We start from the raw sequence: 17,905 nt of genomic DNA, 5'->3' as shown, positions 1-17,905 counted from the left end.
CCTGGACTACGTGGCCATGCGCGCGCCCGACGACCCCGACCTGACGATGATGATCTACAGCGCCCCGCCGGGCTCCGACGCCGCCACGTCCCTGAACCTGCTGACCGGACTGGCCACCTCGCCCCCGCAGACCACGCCATCCCATCGAACCGTCTCGGTCCACGCCCCCTGAGCGCCGACCCGCCCCGGTAAGGTCATTCCGGGCACCCTCGGACAGAAAGAGCACCCCCTCTGGTGAACCTGGGCATCGTCGGACAGGCCGCAGGGCTGTTCGCCGTCACCAACATCGACGACATCCTGATCCTGGCGCTGTTCTTCGCCCGGGGCGCGGGCCGGCGGGGTGCCGCCGGCCGGATCGTGGCGGGCCAGTACCTGGGCTTCCTCGCCCTCGTGGCGGTGGCCGTGGCGGCGGGTCTCGGGGCGACCTTCCTTCCCGAGCGGCTCGTCCCGTACCTGGGGCTGCTGCCCCTCGCGCTGGGCGTCAAGGCCGCCTGGGAGGCATGGAGGAGCCGCCGCGACAGTGACGAACCCTCCGGCGGGCACGCCGACGGGCCGAAGACGCTGGAGGTCGCCGCGGTCACCTTCGCCAACGGCGGCGACAACATCGGCGTGTACGTGCCGGTCTTCGCCACCGCCGGGCCGGGCGGCACGAGCGTCCACGTCGTCGTGTTCGTCGTCCTGGTCGCCGTGTGGTGCGCGGCCGGACGGTTCTTCGCCACCCGCCCTCTCGTCGCCGGGGCCCTGAGCCGGTGGGGGCACGTCCTGCTGCCTGTGGTGCTGATCGGCATCGGCCTGCTCATCCTCGTCGAGGGCGGGGCCTTCGGGCTGTAGGTCCGTGAAACTTCGGCGCATTGCCGAACCAATGGTCGTGGGGCGGCATCCAACGAGATCACGGCGTCAGAGGGGGGCTCGGGTGTTCATCCGGTTGGACGGCGCCTTCGGAGGCCGGGCGTGGTGACGCGCAAACGCACCCCGCGTGCGGCGCAGCGGATCGACGTGGCCCGCGTCCCCGACGACGTCGTGGCGCTCATCGACGCGCTCGAACCCGGCGAGAGCCTGGTCCTCACGCGTGACGGCGCGTCGATCGCGACGATCTCCAGCACCGTCGACGTGGTCCAGGGCGCCGTCGTCGATCGCGCCGAGCCGGACGAGCCCGACGAGCCCGACCGAGCGGCGCCGGTCGACCACGACGGCGTGACCGTCGTGGCCACCGCGATGGAACTCTCGAACGCGGCCCGCGTCGCGCTGTCCACCCAGCTCGGGGCGGACTACGTGGTGCTCGACATGCACGCGGCCCCGGCGACGGCCGACGTGCTGCTGGTGCCCGCGGGCAGCCCACAGCTGATCGCGGGGCTCCGGTCGATGTTCCCGAAGGCCCGCGTCGTCGTCACCGAGATCGAGGATCCCGAGCTCGGGGTCCGGTACGACGGCCCGGTCCGGCGGCTGCTCGACGCCGGGGCCGACGCGTACCTGCCGCCGGCGACCGTCCCGGTCCTGGCCAGGCAGCTCGACCACACCCTGAACCGGGGGCGCGAGCTCGCCGGAGGCGGGGCCGGAGGCGGGGCCGGAGGCGGGGCCGGGACACCGCTGCAGATCGCACCCGCCGCCGAGGCCGACGAGAACGAGTGAGGCCGCGCGCCCCGGTCGCCGATGTCTCTCCTTCGGTGTGAGCCGTCCGTCACTTCTGCGGCGGCTGGGACGGCGGGCCGAACAAGGTGGCGGTGTCGACGGTGGCGATGGCGCCCGAGTCCGTATGGGTGGGTTCGCCGTCGGCGCCGATGAGAGGCAGGCGGTCCGGGAGCCTGCTCGGGTCGACCGCGCCCGTGTCGGTGATCCAGGACGGGCGCGGCGGCTGCGCCGGTGGCGTCTTGGCCTGGAGGCCGTACTTGGCGGTGATCCACACGTTGCCCGACGGCAGGGAGCCGCCGTACCAGCCGCCGTCGTAGACGTATCCGAAGGCCAGCGTCGCGTACCAGGCGGTGCCGCAGGGGGCGGGATTGGACCCCTCGCCGCTCCACATGTACCAGTCGGCGTGCGAGGTGGTGTTGGGGGTGAAACGCAAGCCGGAGTCCAGGCCCAGGCAGGGCCCCCAGACCTGGTGGGTCAGGTCGTAGACGAGCACGACCTGACGTATCGCGAGATCGCCGGCGGGCACGGGCCGTCCACGGCCGCACGGGACGCCGTCGTTCGGCCCGTAGACGTTCGCCGCGGACGTCTGGTAGGAGCCGGCGTTGCTGTCGGAGAGGTCGAGCATCTCGGCGTAGACCAGGAGGCACAGGGAGCCCGAACGGTAGACCCAGTCCTCGTTGTGGCGCCCGTTGTCGGCGGCGTACGCCGGGGTCGTCGAGGTGGCCGCGACCAGGACGGCAGCGGCGGCGGCGCACAGGAAGCGGCGGGCCCGCCGGCCTGTCGTGCCGGGCGTCGGGGGGTGACTTCGCATGATGTTCTCCTCAGCGGTGTGCGGGGGGATGACCACGACGCCGGCCGGGAGCGGCCGTTGCGAACGCAGGAGCGCCGAGGGCGGGTCGGAGGGTGGGGCGAGCCGTTCGCTGCCATGGTCGAGGGGCGCCGGGGTGCGCACAATCTCTTCGGCCGGGCACCGAACAGTTTCGCCGTCAACCGGACGATTGCCTGAAATCGATCATCAGGGGACGATTGGCGCATGCGTCTGAACTTCCAGGTGGGCGACCTCGCGGCCACCCGGATCGTGGTCTCGCCCCTGACCCACGCGATCTTCGCGGCCTTCAGCGTCCATCATCCTGAGCTGACCGAGAAAGGCTCGATCTGGCGGGACATCGCCAGGACCGTGCCGCGCCGGACGCTGCCGCTGCTCGACATCCTCAACCGCGGCGCCTCCCGCGTCACCCTCCATGACGGCCTGGTCGCCTCCGAGGTGGCCCCGCCGATCCAGACCGCCGCGCTCTCCGACGAGCTCGACGCGCTCGCCGCCCTGGACACCCCGCCGCAGGAGCGGGAGTTCGGCGGCGACCTGTGGCGCTTCAGCGGGCTGCCGGGCCGGCCCGACCTCGACATGGACCCGGCGCGCTTCCGCCGGGCCCTGGCCGACAGCATGTACGTGCTCTTCCACCGCTTCCTCGCCCCCGAATGGCCCGGCATGCGCCGCCGGCTCGAAGCCCGCCTGGCCGCCTACCAGGAGACGGCGGCACGGATCGGGCTCGGCTCGGCGCTCAGCACGCTCAGCCCGCGGCTGTCCTGGGACGGCAGCGGCATGATCGTCGCGGGCGGCCCGGATCGCACCATCGATCTCGGCGGACGCGGCCTGCTGATCCATCCGATCGCCGGCGCCTCGCCCCGCTACCTGGGCATCGCGACCACCCAGGACCAGCGCAGCTCGGTGCTCACGGTCCCCATACCCGACAGCGGCCGCCAGGCGATGCCGTCCCCGGCCTTCGACTCGCTCGCCGCGCTGGTCGGGCGGGCGCGGGCGCGGGTGATGCGGGCCGTCGGCGGGCCCGGCTGCCGTACGGACGAGCTGGCCGGGCGGCTCAAGGTCAGCGCCTCGACCGCCTCCGAGCACGTCACCGTGCTGCGCAACGCCGGGCTGATCAGCACCCGCCGCAACGGCCAGGCCGTCCACCACCACCTGACCGCCCTCGGCGCCCGCCTCCTGGAGGCCAACGGCTGACCCGGCGCGTAACCGCTCGCCCCCCCCGGGGGGGGTCAGGACCTGGAGAGGGCGGGCGGGGCGCAGTCGAGGCGGCGGTATTTACCGGGGGGCATGCCGTACTCGCGTTTGAAGGCGTTGGCGAAGGCGAACTCCGAGCCGTAGCCGACCGCGGCGGCGATCGTGCTCAGCGCGGCGTCGGAGTCGCGCAGCATGTGGGCGGCCGTGCTCAGCCGCCACCAGGTCAGGTAGGCCAGCGGCGGACGTCCGACGAACTGGGTGAAGCGGCGGGAGAAGGCCGCGCGCGACAGCCGGGCGCGGCGGCCGAGCGACTCGACCGTCCATGGATGGGCGGGATCGCGGTGGATCCCGTCGAGCGCGGCGCTGACGGCCGGGTCGGCCAGGGCGGCGGCCCAGTTGCCGGCCCGGCAGTGCTCGGCCGAGGTGTCGAACCAGGCGCGCAGGATGTACAGCAGCAACATGTCCAGCAGCGCCGGCACCACCAGGTCCGCGCCCGGCCGCGGGTCGTCGATCTCCTTGCCGAGCAGCTCGACGGCGGCGCGCAGGTCGGTGTTGCGCCCCAGCCCGGTGGGCAGGTGGATCATCTCGGGCAGCCCCTTGAGCAGCGGATGCGCCCTGTCGGGATCGAGCCGGTAGCCGCCGCAGAGCATCACGGTGACCGGCCCGGGGCCCTCCATCGAGGCCGAGGCGAACAGCTCGGCGGGGGCGTAGGGGTCGCAGTCGGGCTCCGGGAGCGGCCTGGTGGGCGAGTCGGCCAGCCCGTAGCCGTGGCCGTGGGGGAAGAACAGCACGTCGCCCGTCCCGACCGGGAACGGCTCGCCCTCCGGCGGGATCGCCCAGCACGAGCCTTGCAGCACGACCTGGAAACCCGCCGAGCCGGGCGCCGACGGGAACCGCTGCCCCCACGGCGCCGGCCACGCGACCCGGGCCGAGCGCGGCACGCCGACGCGCATGGAGGCGACCACGTCACTCAGTACGTCCATGACGGGAGTCTAGTCCGCAAGATGATCGCGTATTAATCGCAGACGGAAACACATTGGACGACTCGCGCCTGGCTCCTACGGTTGACGACATGACAAGAGTCCTGGTCAGCGGGGCGACCGGCACGATCGGCCGTCCGCTGGTGAAGCAGTTGAAGGAGGCGGGCGCCGACGTCCGCACGGTGACGAGGCAGCTCACCGACCCGGTGGCATTGGCGGCGGCTCTCGACGGGGTCGGCGCGGTGTTCCTGCTGTGGCCGTTCGCCTCGGCCGAGGGGGCCCGCGAGGTGCTGGAGCTGATCGGTTCGCGGCGGGTGGTCTACCTCTCCTCGGCCGCCGCCCGCCCGTACGAGGTCGAGATCGAGCGCGTGGTCGCCCGGACCGCGCGGGAGTGGACGGTGCTGCGCCCGCACGCGTTCGCGGCCAACGCCTTGCGGTGGGCCGAGCAGGTCCGTACGGGGGTCGTGCGGCAACCGTACGGCGACGCGGTCCTTTCCCCGATCCACGAGCGGGACGTCGCGGCCGTCGCGGTGCGCGCGCTGCTCGGCGAAGGGCACCACGGCGCGGTCCACACGCTGACCGGGCCGCGTCCGCTGACCCAGCGGGAGCAGGCGCGGGCGATCGGCGCGGCGATCGGCCGGCCGGTGCGGTGGGAGGACGAGCCACCGGAGGAGGCCAAGCGGCGGCTGCTCGGGCTGGGCTGGCCCGGACCGGCCGTGGACGGGATGCTGCGCGCCCTCGCCGAGCCGGGCCCGTCCACCGGGACCGTCGAGGAGGTCACCGGAGTGCCCGCGACCGGCTTCGAGACATGGGCGAGCGAGCACGCCGCGGACTTCCTCGGCACCATGCGGGCCGCCCGCTTCCACGAGTACGGCGACGCCTCGGTGATCAGGGTGGACGAGGTGCCGGTGCCGAGGCCCGGACCGGGCGAGGTGCTGATCGAGGTGGCGGCGACGTCGTTCAACCCGTCGGAGGTCGGCCTGCGCATGGGCCTGCTGCGGGACGTGTTCGGCGGCACCCTGCCGCGCACGCTCGGCTGGGACGTCGCGGGCACCGTGCTCACCGGGGCGGGCGGCCTGGCCCCCGGCGACCGGGTGATCGGGCGCATCGACGGCGCGGCGGCCGGGTACGCGGTCGCGAAGGCGAGCACGCTGGCCAGGGCGCCGCGGCGGATCCCGCTGACGGCCGCGGCCGCCGTGCCCGTGGCCGGGCTCACCGCCTGGCAGGCGGTCTTCGAGCACGCCCGTATCGGCCCCGGCAGCCGGGTGCTGATCAACGGCGCGGGCGGCGGCGTCGGCCTGTTCGCCGTGCAGCTGGCCAAGCACGCGGGCGCGTACGTGGTGGCGACCGCCGGCCCGCGCAGCGCCGCCGCCGTACGGGCGCTGGGCGCGGACGAGATCGTGGACTACACCGCCGCTCCCCTGCCGGGCGGCAACGACGTGCTGATCAACCTGGTGGCCGACTTTCCCGCCTCGGTGACGGAGCTGGCCGAGGAGTTCGTCTCCATCACCCGGCCGATCGATCATCCGCGCGCCGTCCGGTTCGTGGCCCGCGACGACCCGGGCCAGCTGGCCGAGCTCGTGGCCCTGATCGACCAGGGCGTGGTGGACGTCGAGACGGACGTCCGCCCGCTGGAGTCGCTGGCCGACGTGCACCGCGAGGCCGAACGCGGTCTCGTCCGCGGCAAGATCACGCTGACGGTGGCCGGATGACCGGTCACCCCCTCGCCGGGACGCGCCGGGGCCGGGCCGCCAGGAGGCAGGCGGCCAGGGAGACGGCGATGACGCAGGGCCTTCCACGAGACGCGCGCGAACCCGGCTTCCGCTATCCGCCGGGGGTCACGGTCGCGCCCGGCAGCGACTCCCGCCGGGCCTCCGGCGTGCCCACGACGGCGTTGAGGCCGCCCTTGTAGACCTGCGCGACCGCGTTGCCCGAGACGGACGGCTTCGAGGTCTCCCCCTCGACCCTGATCAGCATCCTGGTGGGGGTGCAGAACAGGCTGACCTTGCTCTCATGGGCGCCGCCGACCTCGGGCTCCGCCGGGCCTGCGAAGCCGTCCTCCCGCGTGGGCTCCGCCGCGTCGGACCTGGTCAGGTCGGCGTTCACGCTCCACCCCTCGCCGCTCAGACCGCACAGCCCCGAGGGGTTGATCCACGCGGTCAGGTCGTGCGGGCCGACCTTGATCCGCGCCAGCGCCAGCTCGGCCTCCTCGGGCAGCCCGCCCTGGACGGAGACCCCCTTCAGGCCGGCCAGCGGCCATCGCGCCGGGTCCTTCAGCATCGGTTCCTTGGCCGGCGCGGCACACGCGCCGAGGACCGGTAACAACACGAACGCCACAACCGGCGCAAGACGCCTGATCATCGATATCTCCATTCCGCGAAACGGCTCGGGTGGATCCGGCGAGAGGCGGACTCACCTCCGCGTGACATCCGGCGCGAGGAAGTCGCCGACGAGGCGATCGTAGCGAGGGCGGTCGACGTTCCACGCCTCCGTGTGCTTGCCCTGCTCGAAGGGCTCGAACCTGATGTCCCAGCCCAGGCGCCTGCCCGCGGCCACGAGGCCGTGCGCCTCCTGGATCGGGTGGTCGGTGTCGGGGACGGTGTGGATCAGCAGCAGCGGCGGCCGGACGCGCGGCGGATGCCGGATCAGGCTGAGCCTGTCCACATCGACGCCGGTGCGCCACCGGACGACCAGGTTCGACAGTCCCGCCGTGAAGGCGGGCAGGTGGAAATTCCTGGCACCCTGTTCGGCGGTCATCTGCACGTCGATCATGGGGGCGTCCATGACGACCCGGTCGACCAGGCCCGCCAGCGGTGACCGGTCCAGGAACTGGCCGACGATCTGGCCACCCATCGAGGTGCCGTACAGGACGAACCGCCGCGCCCCCATGGTCCGCGCCTGGCGCAGGGCGGCCTCCAGGTCGCGCCACTCCGAGTCGCCGAGGTGCAGCAGCCCGTCGGGCGAGGGCGGCGCGCCCTGGTCGTTGCGGTAGCTGATGTCCAGGAAGGGCAGCCGCAGCCCGTGGACGACGGGCAGGATCTTCAGCTCCGCCTTGCGCCGGCCGTTCTGGCCGTGGACGGCGACGACCCAGGTGTCGCCGTCGCCGGGGACGTACCAGGCGGGGGCGGGCCCGAGCTCGGTGGGGACCATGATCTCGGTGTAGCCGATGCCCCAGGCCACCTGGGGGTCGCCGGGCGGCACGTTGCCGAAGTTGCCGGGCGTGCCCACCGAGGGGACCGAGCCGCGCAGCACCTTGCGCGTCACGCGGTCCGGCGCGCGGGTGACGACGTCGCCGAGCATGGCGTACGAGCCGGTCCACTCCAGCCAGTACGTGCCCGGTTTGTCGGTCTCCGGCGTTCGTGTGAGCGTCACCAGGTCGCCCCGCACGGCCACGACCTCGGTGTTGCCCGTGCCGTAGCGGACGACGGCGATCGACTGGTCGCTGCCGAACCAGGCCCCGGCCCCCGCGACCCCGGCCAGGACGACGACGATCGCCAGGCCCGCGATCCACCACCGACGGCCCCGGCGCGTCCGCCGTTCGACGTCCGGCGTCTCGACGTTCTTCTCCCGTGCTCGCATGTATACACGGTAAACCATGAACGTTTACGGTGTATACATCAGCGCTCAGCTCTCCAGGAGATCGGAGAGCCGGTGCAGCCCGCGCGAGATGCGGGCCTTGACGGTGCCGATCGGCACGCGCAGGTGGTCGGCGATCTCCCGCTGGGTCAGGTCGGCGAAGTAGGCCAGTTCGATGGCCTGCCGCTGCGTGTCCGACAGCTCGGCGAGCGCCCGGTCGATCTGGTCGCGGTCGCCGAGCGCGTCCGGCGCGAGCCGCCCGCGTCCCGGCGGATCGCCGGCCTCCTGCAACGGCACGGTCCGCAGCCTGCGGACGCGCAGGTGGTCCACAGCACGACGGTGGGCGATGGCGAAGACCCACGCGGCCTGGCTCCTGCCGGGGTCGTAGCGCCGGCGCGAGCGCCAGACGTCGGCGAAGACGACCTGCAGCAGGTCCTCCACCTCCTGGGCGGGCACGAACCGGCGCAGGTAGGAGCGCACGGAAGGGGCGTACGTGCGGTAACACTCGCCGAGCGCTTCCTCGTCGCTGGTGTCCATGCGCCTGCCCCTCACCGCAAAAACCTATTCAAAACTTATTCATACCGAGGCGCGGGACGGGGTCACAAGCTCATCGAGGGAAAGGGCGGCTCAAATCAGGGTCGACATGACGCATGCGACGGCGGCGGGCAGCGTCGAGACCCTGACGACGCCCGAAGGAGGCCGGCCCCGCCAGCCCAGGCCGCCGATGACGACCTGGCACGCGGGACGCACGTGGGGCAGGTCCGCGAGGGGGGCGGTGTCACCGGTGGCCGCCCGCTGCGACCAGACGAACACGGCCGCCGGGCCGAGCCGGCGCATCGCCGAGGCCAGCGCGGCGTAGGGGGTGCGGGCGCCGAGCACGCGGGTCTGCACGCCCTGTTCGGCTAGCGCGGCGGCCAGGGCGTGCACCGGCAGGCTGTGCTGCTCCTCCTCCGCGCAGGCCAGGAGCACCGGCCGCTCGTCGCCCCGCGGCGGCACGTCGCCGGCGAGCCGGTGCAGGGCCGCCTGGAGGTGGCCGGACAGCAGATGTTCGGCGTCGATGCCGGTTCCGGTCTCGTCCTGGGCCCGGCAGACGGCGTCGAACGCGGGCAGGACGAGGTGCTCCCACGTCCACACCACGCCCTGCGCGGCCAGCGTCTCCTCGATCAGGCCGGAGACGGCTCGGCCGTCGAGCACGGTCGCGGCACGGGCCAGCGCGGCGACGGCCGGCCGCCCCCCGGGCTTCCGCGGCACGGGCGGTGACGTGCGCCTGCCGCCCTTAAGCGGCGAGGGCGGGGGCGGGTCGGGCAGGGACAGGGCGAGTCTGGCGGCTTCGGCCGGGACCAGGCCGGTGGCGATCAGGCGCTTCATCTCGGCCAGCCGCCGCACGTCGGCGTCGCCGTAGCGGCGGTGGCCCCCGGGGCTGCGGCGGCTGGGGCCCAGGCCGTAGCGCAGGTTCCAGGTGCGCAGGGTCGGCGCGGGGATGCCCAGACGCCGGGAGACGGCCCCGATGCCGAATCCCGCGTCCCCTTCGCTGACCGGTGTGTCCTCGTCCATGGTGTTCCCGCTGCCGTTCGACGTGTCCGCCTATCTTTTCGCGCCTGCGAGGTCCTTGGGCGCACGCGGGCCGGGTGCAACCGGGCGGGCTCCCGCCACGAAGGCTCTCATAGCGACAGAAGGAGCTGCGTGCATGGACGCGTCCACCGAGGAGGGCCTCCGATGAGTCCCGTGGTCGTCATCGGGGCCGGGCTGGGCGGCCTGGCGGCGGCCGTCCGGCTGGCGGCGGCCGGACGCCGGGTCAGCGTGGTCGAGGCACTCGGCGAGCCCGGCGGCTGCTGCGGCACCGCCCGCCTCGGCGCGTTCCGCTTCGACACCGGCCCGTCCGTGCTGACCATGCCCGGCGTGCTCGCCGAGGTTTTCGGCGCGGCCGGGGAGGAACTGCGGCACTGGCTGCCGCTGCGCCGCCTGGACCCCTCCTACCGGCTGCTCTTCGACGACGGGTCACGGCTGGACGTGCTGCCCGGGCGCGAGGCGATGGCCGAGCAGGTGCGGACGGTGTGCGGGCCCGCCGAGGCGGCGCGCTACGAGCGCTACCGGCGGCTGCTCGACGAGCTGTTCCGGGTGGAGTGGCCGACGTTCATCGACGCGGACGTGAGCCGGCTGCGCGCCCTGGCCCGGCCCGCGGCGCTGCTGCGGCTGGCCGGGCTGGGCGGCTTCCGGCGGCTGGACCGCCTGGCCGCCCGGCACCTGCGCGACCCGCGGCTGATCAAGGCGCACACCTTCCAGTCCCTGTACGTGGGGCTCTCCCCGCAACGCGCGCTCGGCATCTACGCCGTCATCGCCCACATGGACACCGTCGGCGGCGTGTACTTCCCCGAGCGCGGCGGCATGCACGCCATCCCCACGGCCATGGCCTCCCTGCTGGAGAAGCTGGGCGGGGACCTCCGCCTCGGCGTCCGCGCCGAGAAGGTCGAGACGGACTCGGACGGCGTCACCGGCGTCCTGCTGGCGGACGGCGAACGGCTCCCGGCGCGGCACGTGGTCGTGGCCTGCGATCGCCTGGCCGCCCGGCGGCTGCTGCCCGGCGCGGCGTCCGACTGGCGGTTGCGCCGCCCCCACCACTCCCCGTCCTGCCTGGTGCTGCACGTGGGCCTGGACCGTCCGCTGAGCGGCCAGGCCCACCACACCCTCCATTTCGGACGAGCCTGGCGGGAGACCTTTGCGGCGCTGGCGGCCGGCCGTCCGCAACCGGACCCCAGCCTGCTGATCACCCATCCCGAGCCGGACGGCGAGGCGGCGCCGGCCGGGAAGGCCACGCTCAGCGTCCTGGAACCCACGCCCAACCTGCGGACCGCCGACTGGGACCGGCTGCGGCCCGAGCTGGAGACGCGGCTGCTCGGCCGCCTGGCCGCGCTCGGCTACGGCGACCTGGCGGACGCGCCCAGGCTGGTCCTCGACCCACCCGCCTGGGCCGCGCGCGGGCACAGCGCGGGCACCCCGTTCGCGCTGGACCACCGGTTCACCCAGACGGCATGGCTGCGGCCCTCGGCCGTCGCCCGGCGGGTGCCCGGACTGCACTTCGCCGGCATGTACACCGCGCCCGGCGTCGGCATCCCCCCGGTGCTGATCTCCGGCCGGCTCGCCGCCGAACGCATACTGAAGGAGGCTCGTTGACGCTCACCGCCAGCTACGAACGCTGCCGCCGGCTGCACGCCCGCTACGGCCGCTCCTACTACCTGGCCACCCGGCTGCTGCCGCAGTGGAAACGACGGCACGTGCACGCCCTGTACGGCTTCGCCCGGTACGCCGACGAGATCGTCGACTCCTTCACCATGACCGGCGACCGGGCCCGCGCGCTCGACGACCTGACCGCCCAGGTCGCGGCGGGACTCGCCGGGACGGCGACCGGCGATCCGATGTTGCCCGCGTTCCTGCACACGGTGCACTCGTTCGGCATCGACCACGGCGACGTCCGGGCCTTTCTCTCCTCGATGCGCGCCGACCTGTCCGTGCGGAGCTACGCGACCTACGACGACCTGCTGGGCTACATGTCGGGATCGGCCGCCGCGATCGGCACGATGATGTTGCCGCTGCTGGAGCCGGCGCCCGGCCAGGAGGATCGGGCCCGCGAGCCCGCCCGCCAGCTCGGCCTGGCCTTCCAGCTCACCAACTTCCTGCGCGACGTCGCCGAGGACTTCGCGCGTGGCCGCGTCTACCTGCCGATGGAGGACCTGGACAAGTTCGGCGTCGCCCCTGACATGCTGGGCGAGCCGCGGGCCCGGCGGGCGGTGCGTGACCTGCTGGCCTTCGAGGCCGAGCGCGCCCGCGCCCACTACCGGGCCGCCGACCCCGGGATCGGCCTGCTGGTCGCCTCCTCGCGGCCGTGCGTGCGCGCCGCCTTCGAGCTGTACGGCGGTATCCTCACCGAGATCGAACGCCGTGGCTTCGACGTCCTGGCCGGGCGGGTGCGGGTGCCGCGCCGTCGCAAGGCCGCCGTCTTCGCCCGTCACCTGCTGGCCTCCGCCGGGTCGGGCATGGCCGAGCGGCGCGTCCGCGTGGAGCTGCCGTGACCGGCGCGGCCCCCGTGGTCCTGGACGCGATGGGCGGCGACCACGGGCCCGCCGAGGTGGTCGCGGGCGCGGTGCTGGCGAGCCGCGAGCACGGCGTGCCCGTCGTCCTGGCAGGCCCGGCGGCGCTGCTGGAGGAGGAGCTGCGGCGGCACGGCGCCGCGGGTGAGCTCGCGGTGGCGCACGCCGAGGAGGCCGTGCCCATGACCGAGCGGGGGGCGGGCGCGACCGCGCTGGCCGCCTCCAGCCTGGCGGTCGGCTGCGGGCTGGTCGGACGGGGCGAGGCCGGGGCGCTGGTGTCGGCCGGATCCACCGGCGCGGTGGTCGCGTGCGCGGTGCGCGGCATCGGGCGGGCGGACGGCGTGCTGCGGCCGCCGCTGGCCGTGGCGCTCCCGTCCCTGGCGGGCGGGGCGAGCGTGCTGGTGGACGCCGGCGCGATCGCCGATCCGAGCCCCGCCATGATGGCCCAGTTCGCGCAGCTCGGCGCGGGCTACGCGCGGGCCGTGCTCGGCGTGGCCGACCCGGTGGTGGGGCTGTTGTCCATCGCCGCCGAGCCGGGCAAGGGCAACCGGCTGGCCCGTCAGGCGGAGGAGCTGCTCGGCGGGCTGCCGGTGCGCTTCCACGGGCCCGTCGAGGGTCACGACGTCCTGGCCGGCACGGTGGACGTGATCGTCACCGACGGTTTCACCGGCAACGTCGTGCTCAAGAACGTCGAAGGCTGCGTGCGCACGGCGCTGACCATGGTCGCCCGCGCCGGCATCGCCTCCCCCGGCCGGCTCGCCGAGGTGGCGGCCCGCTACGACCCGCAGACGCACGGCGGGGCCGTCCTGCTGGGCCTGCGCGGCACCGTCGTGGTCGCGCACGGCTCCTCGCGGGCGGCCACGATCGCCCGCGCCTGCGTGGTGGCCAGCACTCTGGCGGGACGCGCCCCGGCGGCCGGGATCGTGACGGCGGCGGCGGGATGAGCGGGTCAGCCCAGCGGGTCGCGCCCGTCCCAGCTGCCCTCGCCGGCGTAGGGGACGAAGCGGGCGAACAGCTCTTCGGCGTACCAGTCGTGTGCCCGTACCCGCTCGATGACCTGCCGGTGGGCCTGACCCTGGTAGGCGAAGGCCCGTACGGCCCGCCGGTCGCGCCACAGCGAGAAGGTGGCCTGCCGGGCGAGCGGCCACTCCCCCATGCCGACCGAGGCCAGGCAGCCGTCCTGCCGCCGCAGCAGCTCCTCGACCGGCGGGACCGACCGGTAGAAGGCGACCAGGCGGCCGGGCCGGATCGACGCCCTGGTCAGCACCGCCACCGGACCGGGTCCGCCGTCGTCGCGGGCCGTGAGGTCGCCGAACGGGTCGCGACCGGCCCAGGCGCCGCGCGAGGCCAGCGGCGCCAGCCGGGTCTGCCAGTACTCCGACGCCTCCGCCCGCCAGCGATCGGCGATCGGCGAGCTGCGCAGGAACTCCTCCAGGTCGTCCTCCCCGCGCCAGACGGCGAACAGCGCCCAGCGTCGCAGATCGGCCCCCAGCGACATCGAGCGGCCGCTGCCGGTGCCGAGCAGTTTCCAGAACCGCAGGCCCCCGGCGCGACGCAGCAGCGGCCGGTCGAAGGCCATGTGCTTCATCGCCCCCCTGCCGCCGTACCGGACGAGGTGGAACGACGCGATGGTTGAGGTGCTCGTGGCGGTCGTCATCGGCTACCTGCTGGGCTCGGTGCCGGTCGCGGTCCTGGCGGGGCGGGCGCACGGCGTCGATCCGCGCCACGTCGGCGACCGCAACCCGGGGTACTGGAACGTCAAGGAGCAGCTCGGGCGGCGGGCGGGCGTGCCGGTCTTCGCGGGCGACACGCTGAAGGGCGCTCTGGCCGCGTTGGCGGGGCTCCTGGTCAGCGGCGGCCACACCGGCGCCTTCGGCGTGGTCACCGGGGCGAGCGTGGCGCCGGTGTACCTGGCCGTGGCGGCGTCCATGGCGGGGCACGCGTGGCCGTTGTTCGCCGCGTTCCGGGGCGGGCGTTGCGTGCTGACCTTCGCGGGCGGGGTCGCGGTCATCTGCCCGCCGGCGTTCGCGCTGGCCGTGGCGGCGCTGACCGTTGCGGCGCTGGTGACGCGGTCGTTCGCGGTGGGCGCGCGGCTGGCGGTGTTCGGGGTGCCGCTGCTGCAGCTGCTGTTCATGCCCGCCGAGCTGGTGGCGGCCACCGGTGCGCTGATGTGCCTCATCGGGCTCCGCTTCGGGCAGGCCGCGCTGGCCGGCCGCCGCCGCTGACCTCACCGTACGTGCGGCCGCCGCCGCTGACCTCACCGTACGTGCGGCCGCCGCCGGTGACCTGGCCGTACGTGCGGCCGCGCCACCTGCGCACCGGCCGTACGGTGGCCTGCGTCAGCCGGAACGCGGCCGCCGGGTCCAGCAGCGGCGACAGCAGCAGCCCCGCGCCCGGCCGCCGGTAGCTGCCCCGCAGCGCGGCCGTCAGCGACACCCGCAGGCCCAGCAGCGCCAGGTCCAGGCCGGTCGGGCGGCCCGCGGCCAGCCGCAGCACGGGCAGCGCCGCCGTCAGCCAGACGACCGCCAGGTCGGCTGCCTGCCATCCGGGCCCGGTCACGTCGGCCAGCGGCAGCGAACGTCCCCACTCGCGCCACAGCTCGCCCGCCGAGTCGTGCATGTCGACCTCCAGCAGGCCGCCGGCGTCCAGGAAGCCGACCGACCAGCCCCGTCCGGCCAGGCATCGGGCCAGCGCCACGTCGTCGGTCATCCGGTCGCGTACGAGTGCGAAGCCGTCCGTCTCGGTCATCCGGGCCCGGCGGAAGGCCATGCACTGGCCGTTGGCGAGGGCCCGGTGCGGCGGCGGGGGGCTCGGCGGGCCGACCGGGCCGAAGCGGTAGACGAGGGTCGCCAGCATCGAGGCGTGCAGGGCCTGCTCCAGCGGGCCGTCGCAGACGAAGCGGGGGCCGGCGCTGACCAGGTCGTACCGGTCCAGGGTGGCGGCCAGCGCCCCGAACAGGCCGGGCTCGGGCCGGACGTCGGCGTCCAGCGTGACCACCACGTCGGACCGGGCGGCGGCCACCCCCTGGCGCAGCGCCCACTGTTTGCCCACCCAGCCGGGCGGCAGCGGATCGGCGGTGACGACCACGGCGCCCAGGGACGCCGCCAGCCTCGCCGTGCCGTCCCCGGAGCCGTCGTCGACGACGATCACCTCGCGGACGGCGGGGGCGGCGAGCGCGGCGCGCAGGCACGGCCCGATCCTGGCCTCCTCGTTCCGCGCCGGGATCACCACGGACACCGGCTCGCCGGCGGCCGGACGCGGCAGGAGCGCGGGCAGCCGCCGCCGTCCCCGCGCGAGCCGCGCCACCACGACGGCCGCCGCCGCGACCTGCGCGACGGTGACCGCGCCCCGGACCGGCCTCATCGGGGGCCGTCCGTGAGGTCCTGGGCCACCAGGTCGGCCACGATGCGGGCGCCCAGCGCCACCATCGGCAGTCCTCCGCCCGGGTGGGCCGAGCCGCCCACCAGGTACAGCCCGCGCCTCGGCCCCCGGTTGCCCGGCCGGGCGAAGGACGCCAGCCTGCCGCGGTAGGCGCTGCCGTAGATCGCGCCGCCCCACGCGCCGTAACGATCCCGCAGGTCGGCGGGGGTGAGGACGTCGACGAAGCGCAGCCGCCCGGCCAGGTCGAAGCCGCGCCCGGCCAGCCGTTCCAGCACCAGGTCCCGGTACGCCTCGACCCCGATCCCCCATCGCGCCGGATCACGAGCGGGCACGTTGACCAGCATCGTCCAGTTCTCCGCCCCGTGCGGGGCCTGGGAGGCGTCGTCCACCGCCGAGCAGCCGACGTAGACCGTCGGGTCGAGGGGCGGACGCCGCCGGTCGAAGATGTCGGCGAACTCCCGCTCGTAGTCGGCCGAGAACAGCACCGAGTGATGCGGCAGCCCCGGCGTGCGCCCCTCCACCCCGGCCAGCAGCAGGAACGCCGAGGACGAGGTCCCGAGCCGGGCGATCCGGCGCAGCCGCCGCCGGTCGGGGGACAGGCGTCCGTACAGGGCGGCGGCGTCGGTGTTGGCCACCACGATGTCGGCCCGCACCCGGCGCCCGCCCGCCAGCCGCACGCCGGTGACCTTGGAGTCGTCGGCCTCGACGGCGGTGACGGGCTCGGACAGGAAGATCTCCACTCCCGCGGCCTTCAGCAGCAGCGCCAGGTCGTCGGCCAGCCGGGCCAGCCCACCGGGCGCGTACCAGACGCCCTGCCCGTGTTCCAGCGCCGGGACGCACCCCAGCGCGGCCGGCGCACGGTACGGGCTCGATCCCGCGTACGTGGCGTAGCGGCCGACGTACTGACGAAGCCGGGGGTCGCGGAAGTGGCGCCGCGCCAGCCCGGCCAGCGTGCGCGTGGGGGCCACCGCCGTCAGGTCCGACAGGCGCGGCCTGCCCTGCCGCCGGATCGGCGGCCCGGCGAACACGGTCCGCTCGGCCGCCCGCAGACAGCCCTGGGCCCAGTCGTGAAAGGCCGACCAGGCCCGTCCCTCCCCCGGCGCCAGCCGTTCCACCTCGGCGGCCATCCGCCGCGGATCGCGGTGGGCGTCCAGGACCGTGCCGTCGGCGAAGCGGTAGCGGCACAGCAGCGCCGGCTCGATCAGTTCGCGGTCGAGCCCCAGGTCGCGCAGCACGCGCGGCATGGTGAGCAGCGACGGGCCGAGGGAGAAGGTGAAGCCGTCACGCCGATGTTCGGCCAGCTTGCCGCCCAATCGCGGCGACTGCTCGTACAGCCGCACCTCGTGCCCCTGGCGGGCCAGCAGCAGCGCGCACGCCATGCCGCCCACCCCGCCGCCGATCACCGTGACTTCGGCCATGACCGCCTCCAGGCCGGCGCGGCGAACGCGCCCATCGTGATCCCTCCGGCGGCGGCGACCAGGAGGTCGGGCGGCTCGAACACCGCCGCGAAGCCCACCGTCTCCATCACCGCCATGACCGTGTAGAGCGCCAGCAGCCCGCGCGCCGGCCCGGTGGCGCGGGCGATCCGCCCGACGACCACCATGACCAGCGCCGACACCAGCAGCCACCCCGCGAAGTTGCTCAGCGGCACGCCGCGGTAGAAGCCCTCCCGCGCCCACGTCCACAACCCGAGCCGGACCATCTGGGGGTCGAGGAACAGGTCCCACGCCGTCAGCGCGCCCGCGCCCGCGCACACCCGGGCCGGCCCGCCGGACGGCACGACCGCGACCGCCACCGCGTAGGCCGCCAGCCCCATGCCGCCCCACGCCAGCACCACCGGCACGGGGACACCGGCCACCTGCGGCCGCAGCGCCTCGCTGTAGCTGTAGGAGCCGAACGGGAACCCGGTCAGCAGCCCGGCCAGTTCGGCCGCGTACCCGGTCAGCGCCGCTCCGGCGAAGGCGGCCGCCGCCCTGGCCGCCCCCCAGGCGTCCGCGGCGAAGGCCACGGCGCACGTCGCCAGCAGGGCGACGATCACCGCGGTGAGCCGTCCGGGCTGCGAATCCAGCTCTGACGCCACCTGGCAGCCGACCATGGCCAGCGCCGACAGCACGCCGAGCGCGCGGGCCGGCCTCAGGGCCGCACCCGTCACCTGCCGGCCTGGTGTGCGTTCCACATACCTGTGTTTCGCAGGTGCCGCGTCAGGGGTTGCACGTCCCGAGGCGGATCGCGAGCCG

Annotated in this window: 19 protein-coding genes; 9 read left to right on the top strand and 10 right to left on the bottom strand. The window is 74.7% G+C overall.

Annotated elements, in window-relative coordinates:
* The first annotated feature begins 16 nt into the window (after window positions 1-16).
* The 3 genes from AB0J97_RS42145 (at window position 17) to AB0J97_RS42135 (ending at window position 1,629) form a co-directional block, all read left to right on the top strand.
* Complete coding sequence (locus AB0J97_RS42145; RefSeq protein ID WP_364100135.1) at window positions 17-172, top strand: hypothetical protein; 156 nt, start codon at window positions 17-19, stop codon at window positions 170-172.
* A gap of 62 nt (window positions 173-234) precedes the next feature.
* Complete coding sequence (locus AB0J97_RS42140; protein ID WP_364100132.1) at window positions 235-831, top strand: cadmium resistance transporter; 597 nt, start codon at window positions 235-237, stop codon at window positions 829-831.
* Between the two features lie 120 nt (window positions 832-951).
* Window positions 952-1,629: a hypothetical protein gene (locus AB0J97_RS42135; RefSeq protein ID WP_364100129.1), complete on the top strand. Its 678-nt coding sequence runs from the start codon at window positions 952-954 to the stop codon at window positions 1,627-1,629.
* A 49-nt stretch (window positions 1,630-1,678) separates the two neighbouring features.
* On the opposite strand, the gene AB0J97_RS42130 is transcribed toward AB0J97_RS42135, so the two are convergent.
* Window positions 1,679-2,440, bottom strand: coding sequence for a hypothetical protein (locus AB0J97_RS42130; protein ID WP_364100126.1), 762 nt, complete (start codon window positions 2,438-2,440; stop codon window positions 1,679-1,681).
* A gap of 222 nt (window positions 2,441-2,662) precedes the next feature.
* Between AB0J97_RS42130 and AB0J97_RS42125 the strand changes: the two genes are divergently transcribed.
* Complete coding sequence (locus tag AB0J97_RS42125) at window positions 2,663-3,646, top strand: winged helix-turn-helix domain-containing protein (protein WP_364100123.1); 984 nt, start codon at window positions 2,663-2,665, stop codon at window positions 3,644-3,646.
* A gap of 35 nt (window positions 3,647-3,681) precedes the next feature.
* On the opposite strand, the gene AB0J97_RS42120 is transcribed toward AB0J97_RS42125, so the two are convergent.
* Window positions 3,682-4,629, bottom strand: coding sequence for an AraC family transcriptional regulator (locus AB0J97_RS42120; RefSeq protein WP_364100120.1), 948 nt, complete (start codon window positions 4,627-4,629; stop codon window positions 3,682-3,684).
* Between the two features lie 89 nt (window positions 4,630-4,718).
* On the opposite strand from AB0J97_RS42120, the gene AB0J97_RS42115 reads away from it, so the two are divergent.
* Window positions 4,719-6,338, top strand: a complete 1,620-nt coding sequence (locus AB0J97_RS42115; protein WP_364100117.1) for a zinc-binding dehydrogenase — start codon at window positions 4,719-4,721, stop codon at window positions 6,336-6,338.
* 112 nt (window positions 6,339-6,450) lie between these two features.
* Here AB0J97_RS42115 and AB0J97_RS42110 read toward each other — a convergent pair whose 3' ends face one another.
* The 4 genes from AB0J97_RS42110 to AB0J97_RS42095 all read right to left on the bottom strand — a co-directional run bounded on the left by AB0J97_RS42110 (window position 6,451) and on the right by AB0J97_RS42095 (window position 9,756).
* A complete protein-coding gene (locus tag AB0J97_RS42110) occupies window positions 6,451-6,987 on the bottom strand; it encodes a hypothetical protein (protein WP_364100114.1) in 537 nt (178 codons plus the stop codon).
* Window positions 6,988-7,038: 51 nt separating this feature from the next.
* Window positions 7,039-8,205: a prolyl oligopeptidase family serine peptidase gene (locus AB0J97_RS42105; RefSeq protein WP_364100111.1), complete on the bottom strand. Its 1,167-nt coding sequence runs from the start codon at window positions 8,203-8,205 to the stop codon at window positions 7,039-7,041.
* A 45-nt stretch (window positions 8,206-8,250) separates the two neighbouring features.
* A complete protein-coding gene (locus AB0J97_RS42100) occupies window positions 8,251-8,739 on the bottom strand; it encodes an RNA polymerase sigma factor (RefSeq protein ID WP_364100108.1) in 489 nt (162 codons plus the stop codon).
* 90 nt (window positions 8,740-8,829) lie between these two features.
* Window positions 8,830-9,756: a MerR family transcriptional regulator gene (locus tag AB0J97_RS42095; protein WP_364100105.1), complete on the bottom strand. Its 927-nt coding sequence runs from the start codon at window positions 9,754-9,756 to the stop codon at window positions 8,830-8,832.
* Window positions 9,757-9,918: 162 nt separating this feature from the next.
* Here AB0J97_RS42095 and crtI (AB0J97_RS42090) point away from each other — a divergent pair, with 162 nt between their 5' ends.
* From crtI (AB0J97_RS42090) to AB0J97_RS42080, 3 genes are read left to right on the top strand one after another with little or no spacing between them, the layout of a single operon-like run.
* Window positions 9,919-11,373, top strand: a complete 1,455-nt coding sequence (gene crtI, locus AB0J97_RS42090; protein WP_364100102.1) for a phytoene desaturase family protein — start codon at window positions 9,919-9,921, stop codon at window positions 11,371-11,373.
* Window positions 11,370-12,269: a phytoene/squalene synthase family protein gene (locus AB0J97_RS42085; protein WP_364100099.1), complete on the top strand. Its 900-nt coding sequence runs from the start codon at window positions 11,370-11,372 to the stop codon at window positions 12,267-12,269. The genes crtI (AB0J97_RS42090) and AB0J97_RS42085 overlap by 4 nt, the downstream gene beginning before the upstream one ends.
* Complete coding sequence (locus AB0J97_RS42080) at window positions 12,266-13,231, top strand: phosphate acyltransferase PlsX (RefSeq protein WP_364100096.1); 966 nt, start codon at window positions 12,266-12,268, stop codon at window positions 13,229-13,231. Before AB0J97_RS42085 ends, AB0J97_RS42080 begins: the two co-directional genes overlap by 4 nt.
* Window positions 13,232-13,236: 5 nt before the next feature.
* Here the strand turns inward: AB0J97_RS42080 and AB0J97_RS42075 are convergent, their stop codons facing one another.
* Complete coding sequence (locus AB0J97_RS42075; protein ID WP_364100094.1) at window positions 13,237-13,944, bottom strand: spheroidene monooxygenase; 708 nt, start codon at window positions 13,942-13,944, stop codon at window positions 13,237-13,239.
* On the opposite strand from AB0J97_RS42075, the gene AB0J97_RS42070 reads away from it, so the two are divergent.
* Window positions 13,916-14,512 (top strand): glycerol-3-phosphate acyltransferase, encoded by a 597-nt coding sequence (locus AB0J97_RS42070; RefSeq protein ID WP_357705585.1) that lies wholly within the window; start codon window positions 13,916-13,918, stop codon window positions 14,510-14,512. The two genes, AB0J97_RS42075 and AB0J97_RS42070, sit on opposite strands and share 29 nt — an antisense overlap.
* Here the strand turns inward: AB0J97_RS42070 and AB0J97_RS42065 are convergent.
* Genes AB0J97_RS42065 through AB0J97_RS42055 form a run of 3 tightly spaced genes read right to left on the bottom strand, consistent with a single transcriptional unit; the run spans window position 14,463 to window position 17,844 of the window.
* Window positions 14,463-15,650 (bottom strand): glycosyltransferase family 2 protein, encoded by a 1,188-nt coding sequence (locus AB0J97_RS42065; protein ID WP_364100090.1) that lies wholly within the window; start codon window positions 15,648-15,650, stop codon window positions 14,463-14,465. The two genes, AB0J97_RS42070 and AB0J97_RS42065, sit on opposite strands and share 50 nt — an antisense overlap.
* On the bottom strand, window positions 15,647-17,086 hold the full coding sequence (gene crtI / locus AB0J97_RS42060; protein WP_364100087.1) for a phytoene desaturase family protein: 1,440 nt from the start codon (window positions 17,084-17,086) through the stop codon (window positions 15,647-15,649). The genes AB0J97_RS42065 and crtI (AB0J97_RS42060) overlap by 4 nt, the downstream gene beginning before the upstream one ends.
* Window positions 17,068-17,844, bottom strand: coding sequence for a carotenoid biosynthesis protein (locus AB0J97_RS42055; RefSeq protein ID WP_364100084.1), 777 nt, complete (start codon window positions 17,842-17,844; stop codon window positions 17,068-17,070). The genes crtI (AB0J97_RS42060) and AB0J97_RS42055 overlap by 19 nt, the downstream gene beginning before the upstream one ends.
* Between the last annotated feature and the right edge of the window lie 61 nt (window positions 17,845-17,905).

This window comes from Nonomuraea sp. NPDC049607 (genome assembly GCF_040675375.1).
Lineage (GTDB): Bacteria > Actinomycetota > Actinomycetes > Streptosporangiales > Streptosporangiaceae > Nonomuraea.
Note: the sequence above shows the minus strand (reverse complement) of the source record. Positions and strands in the feature narration are given on the sequence as shown.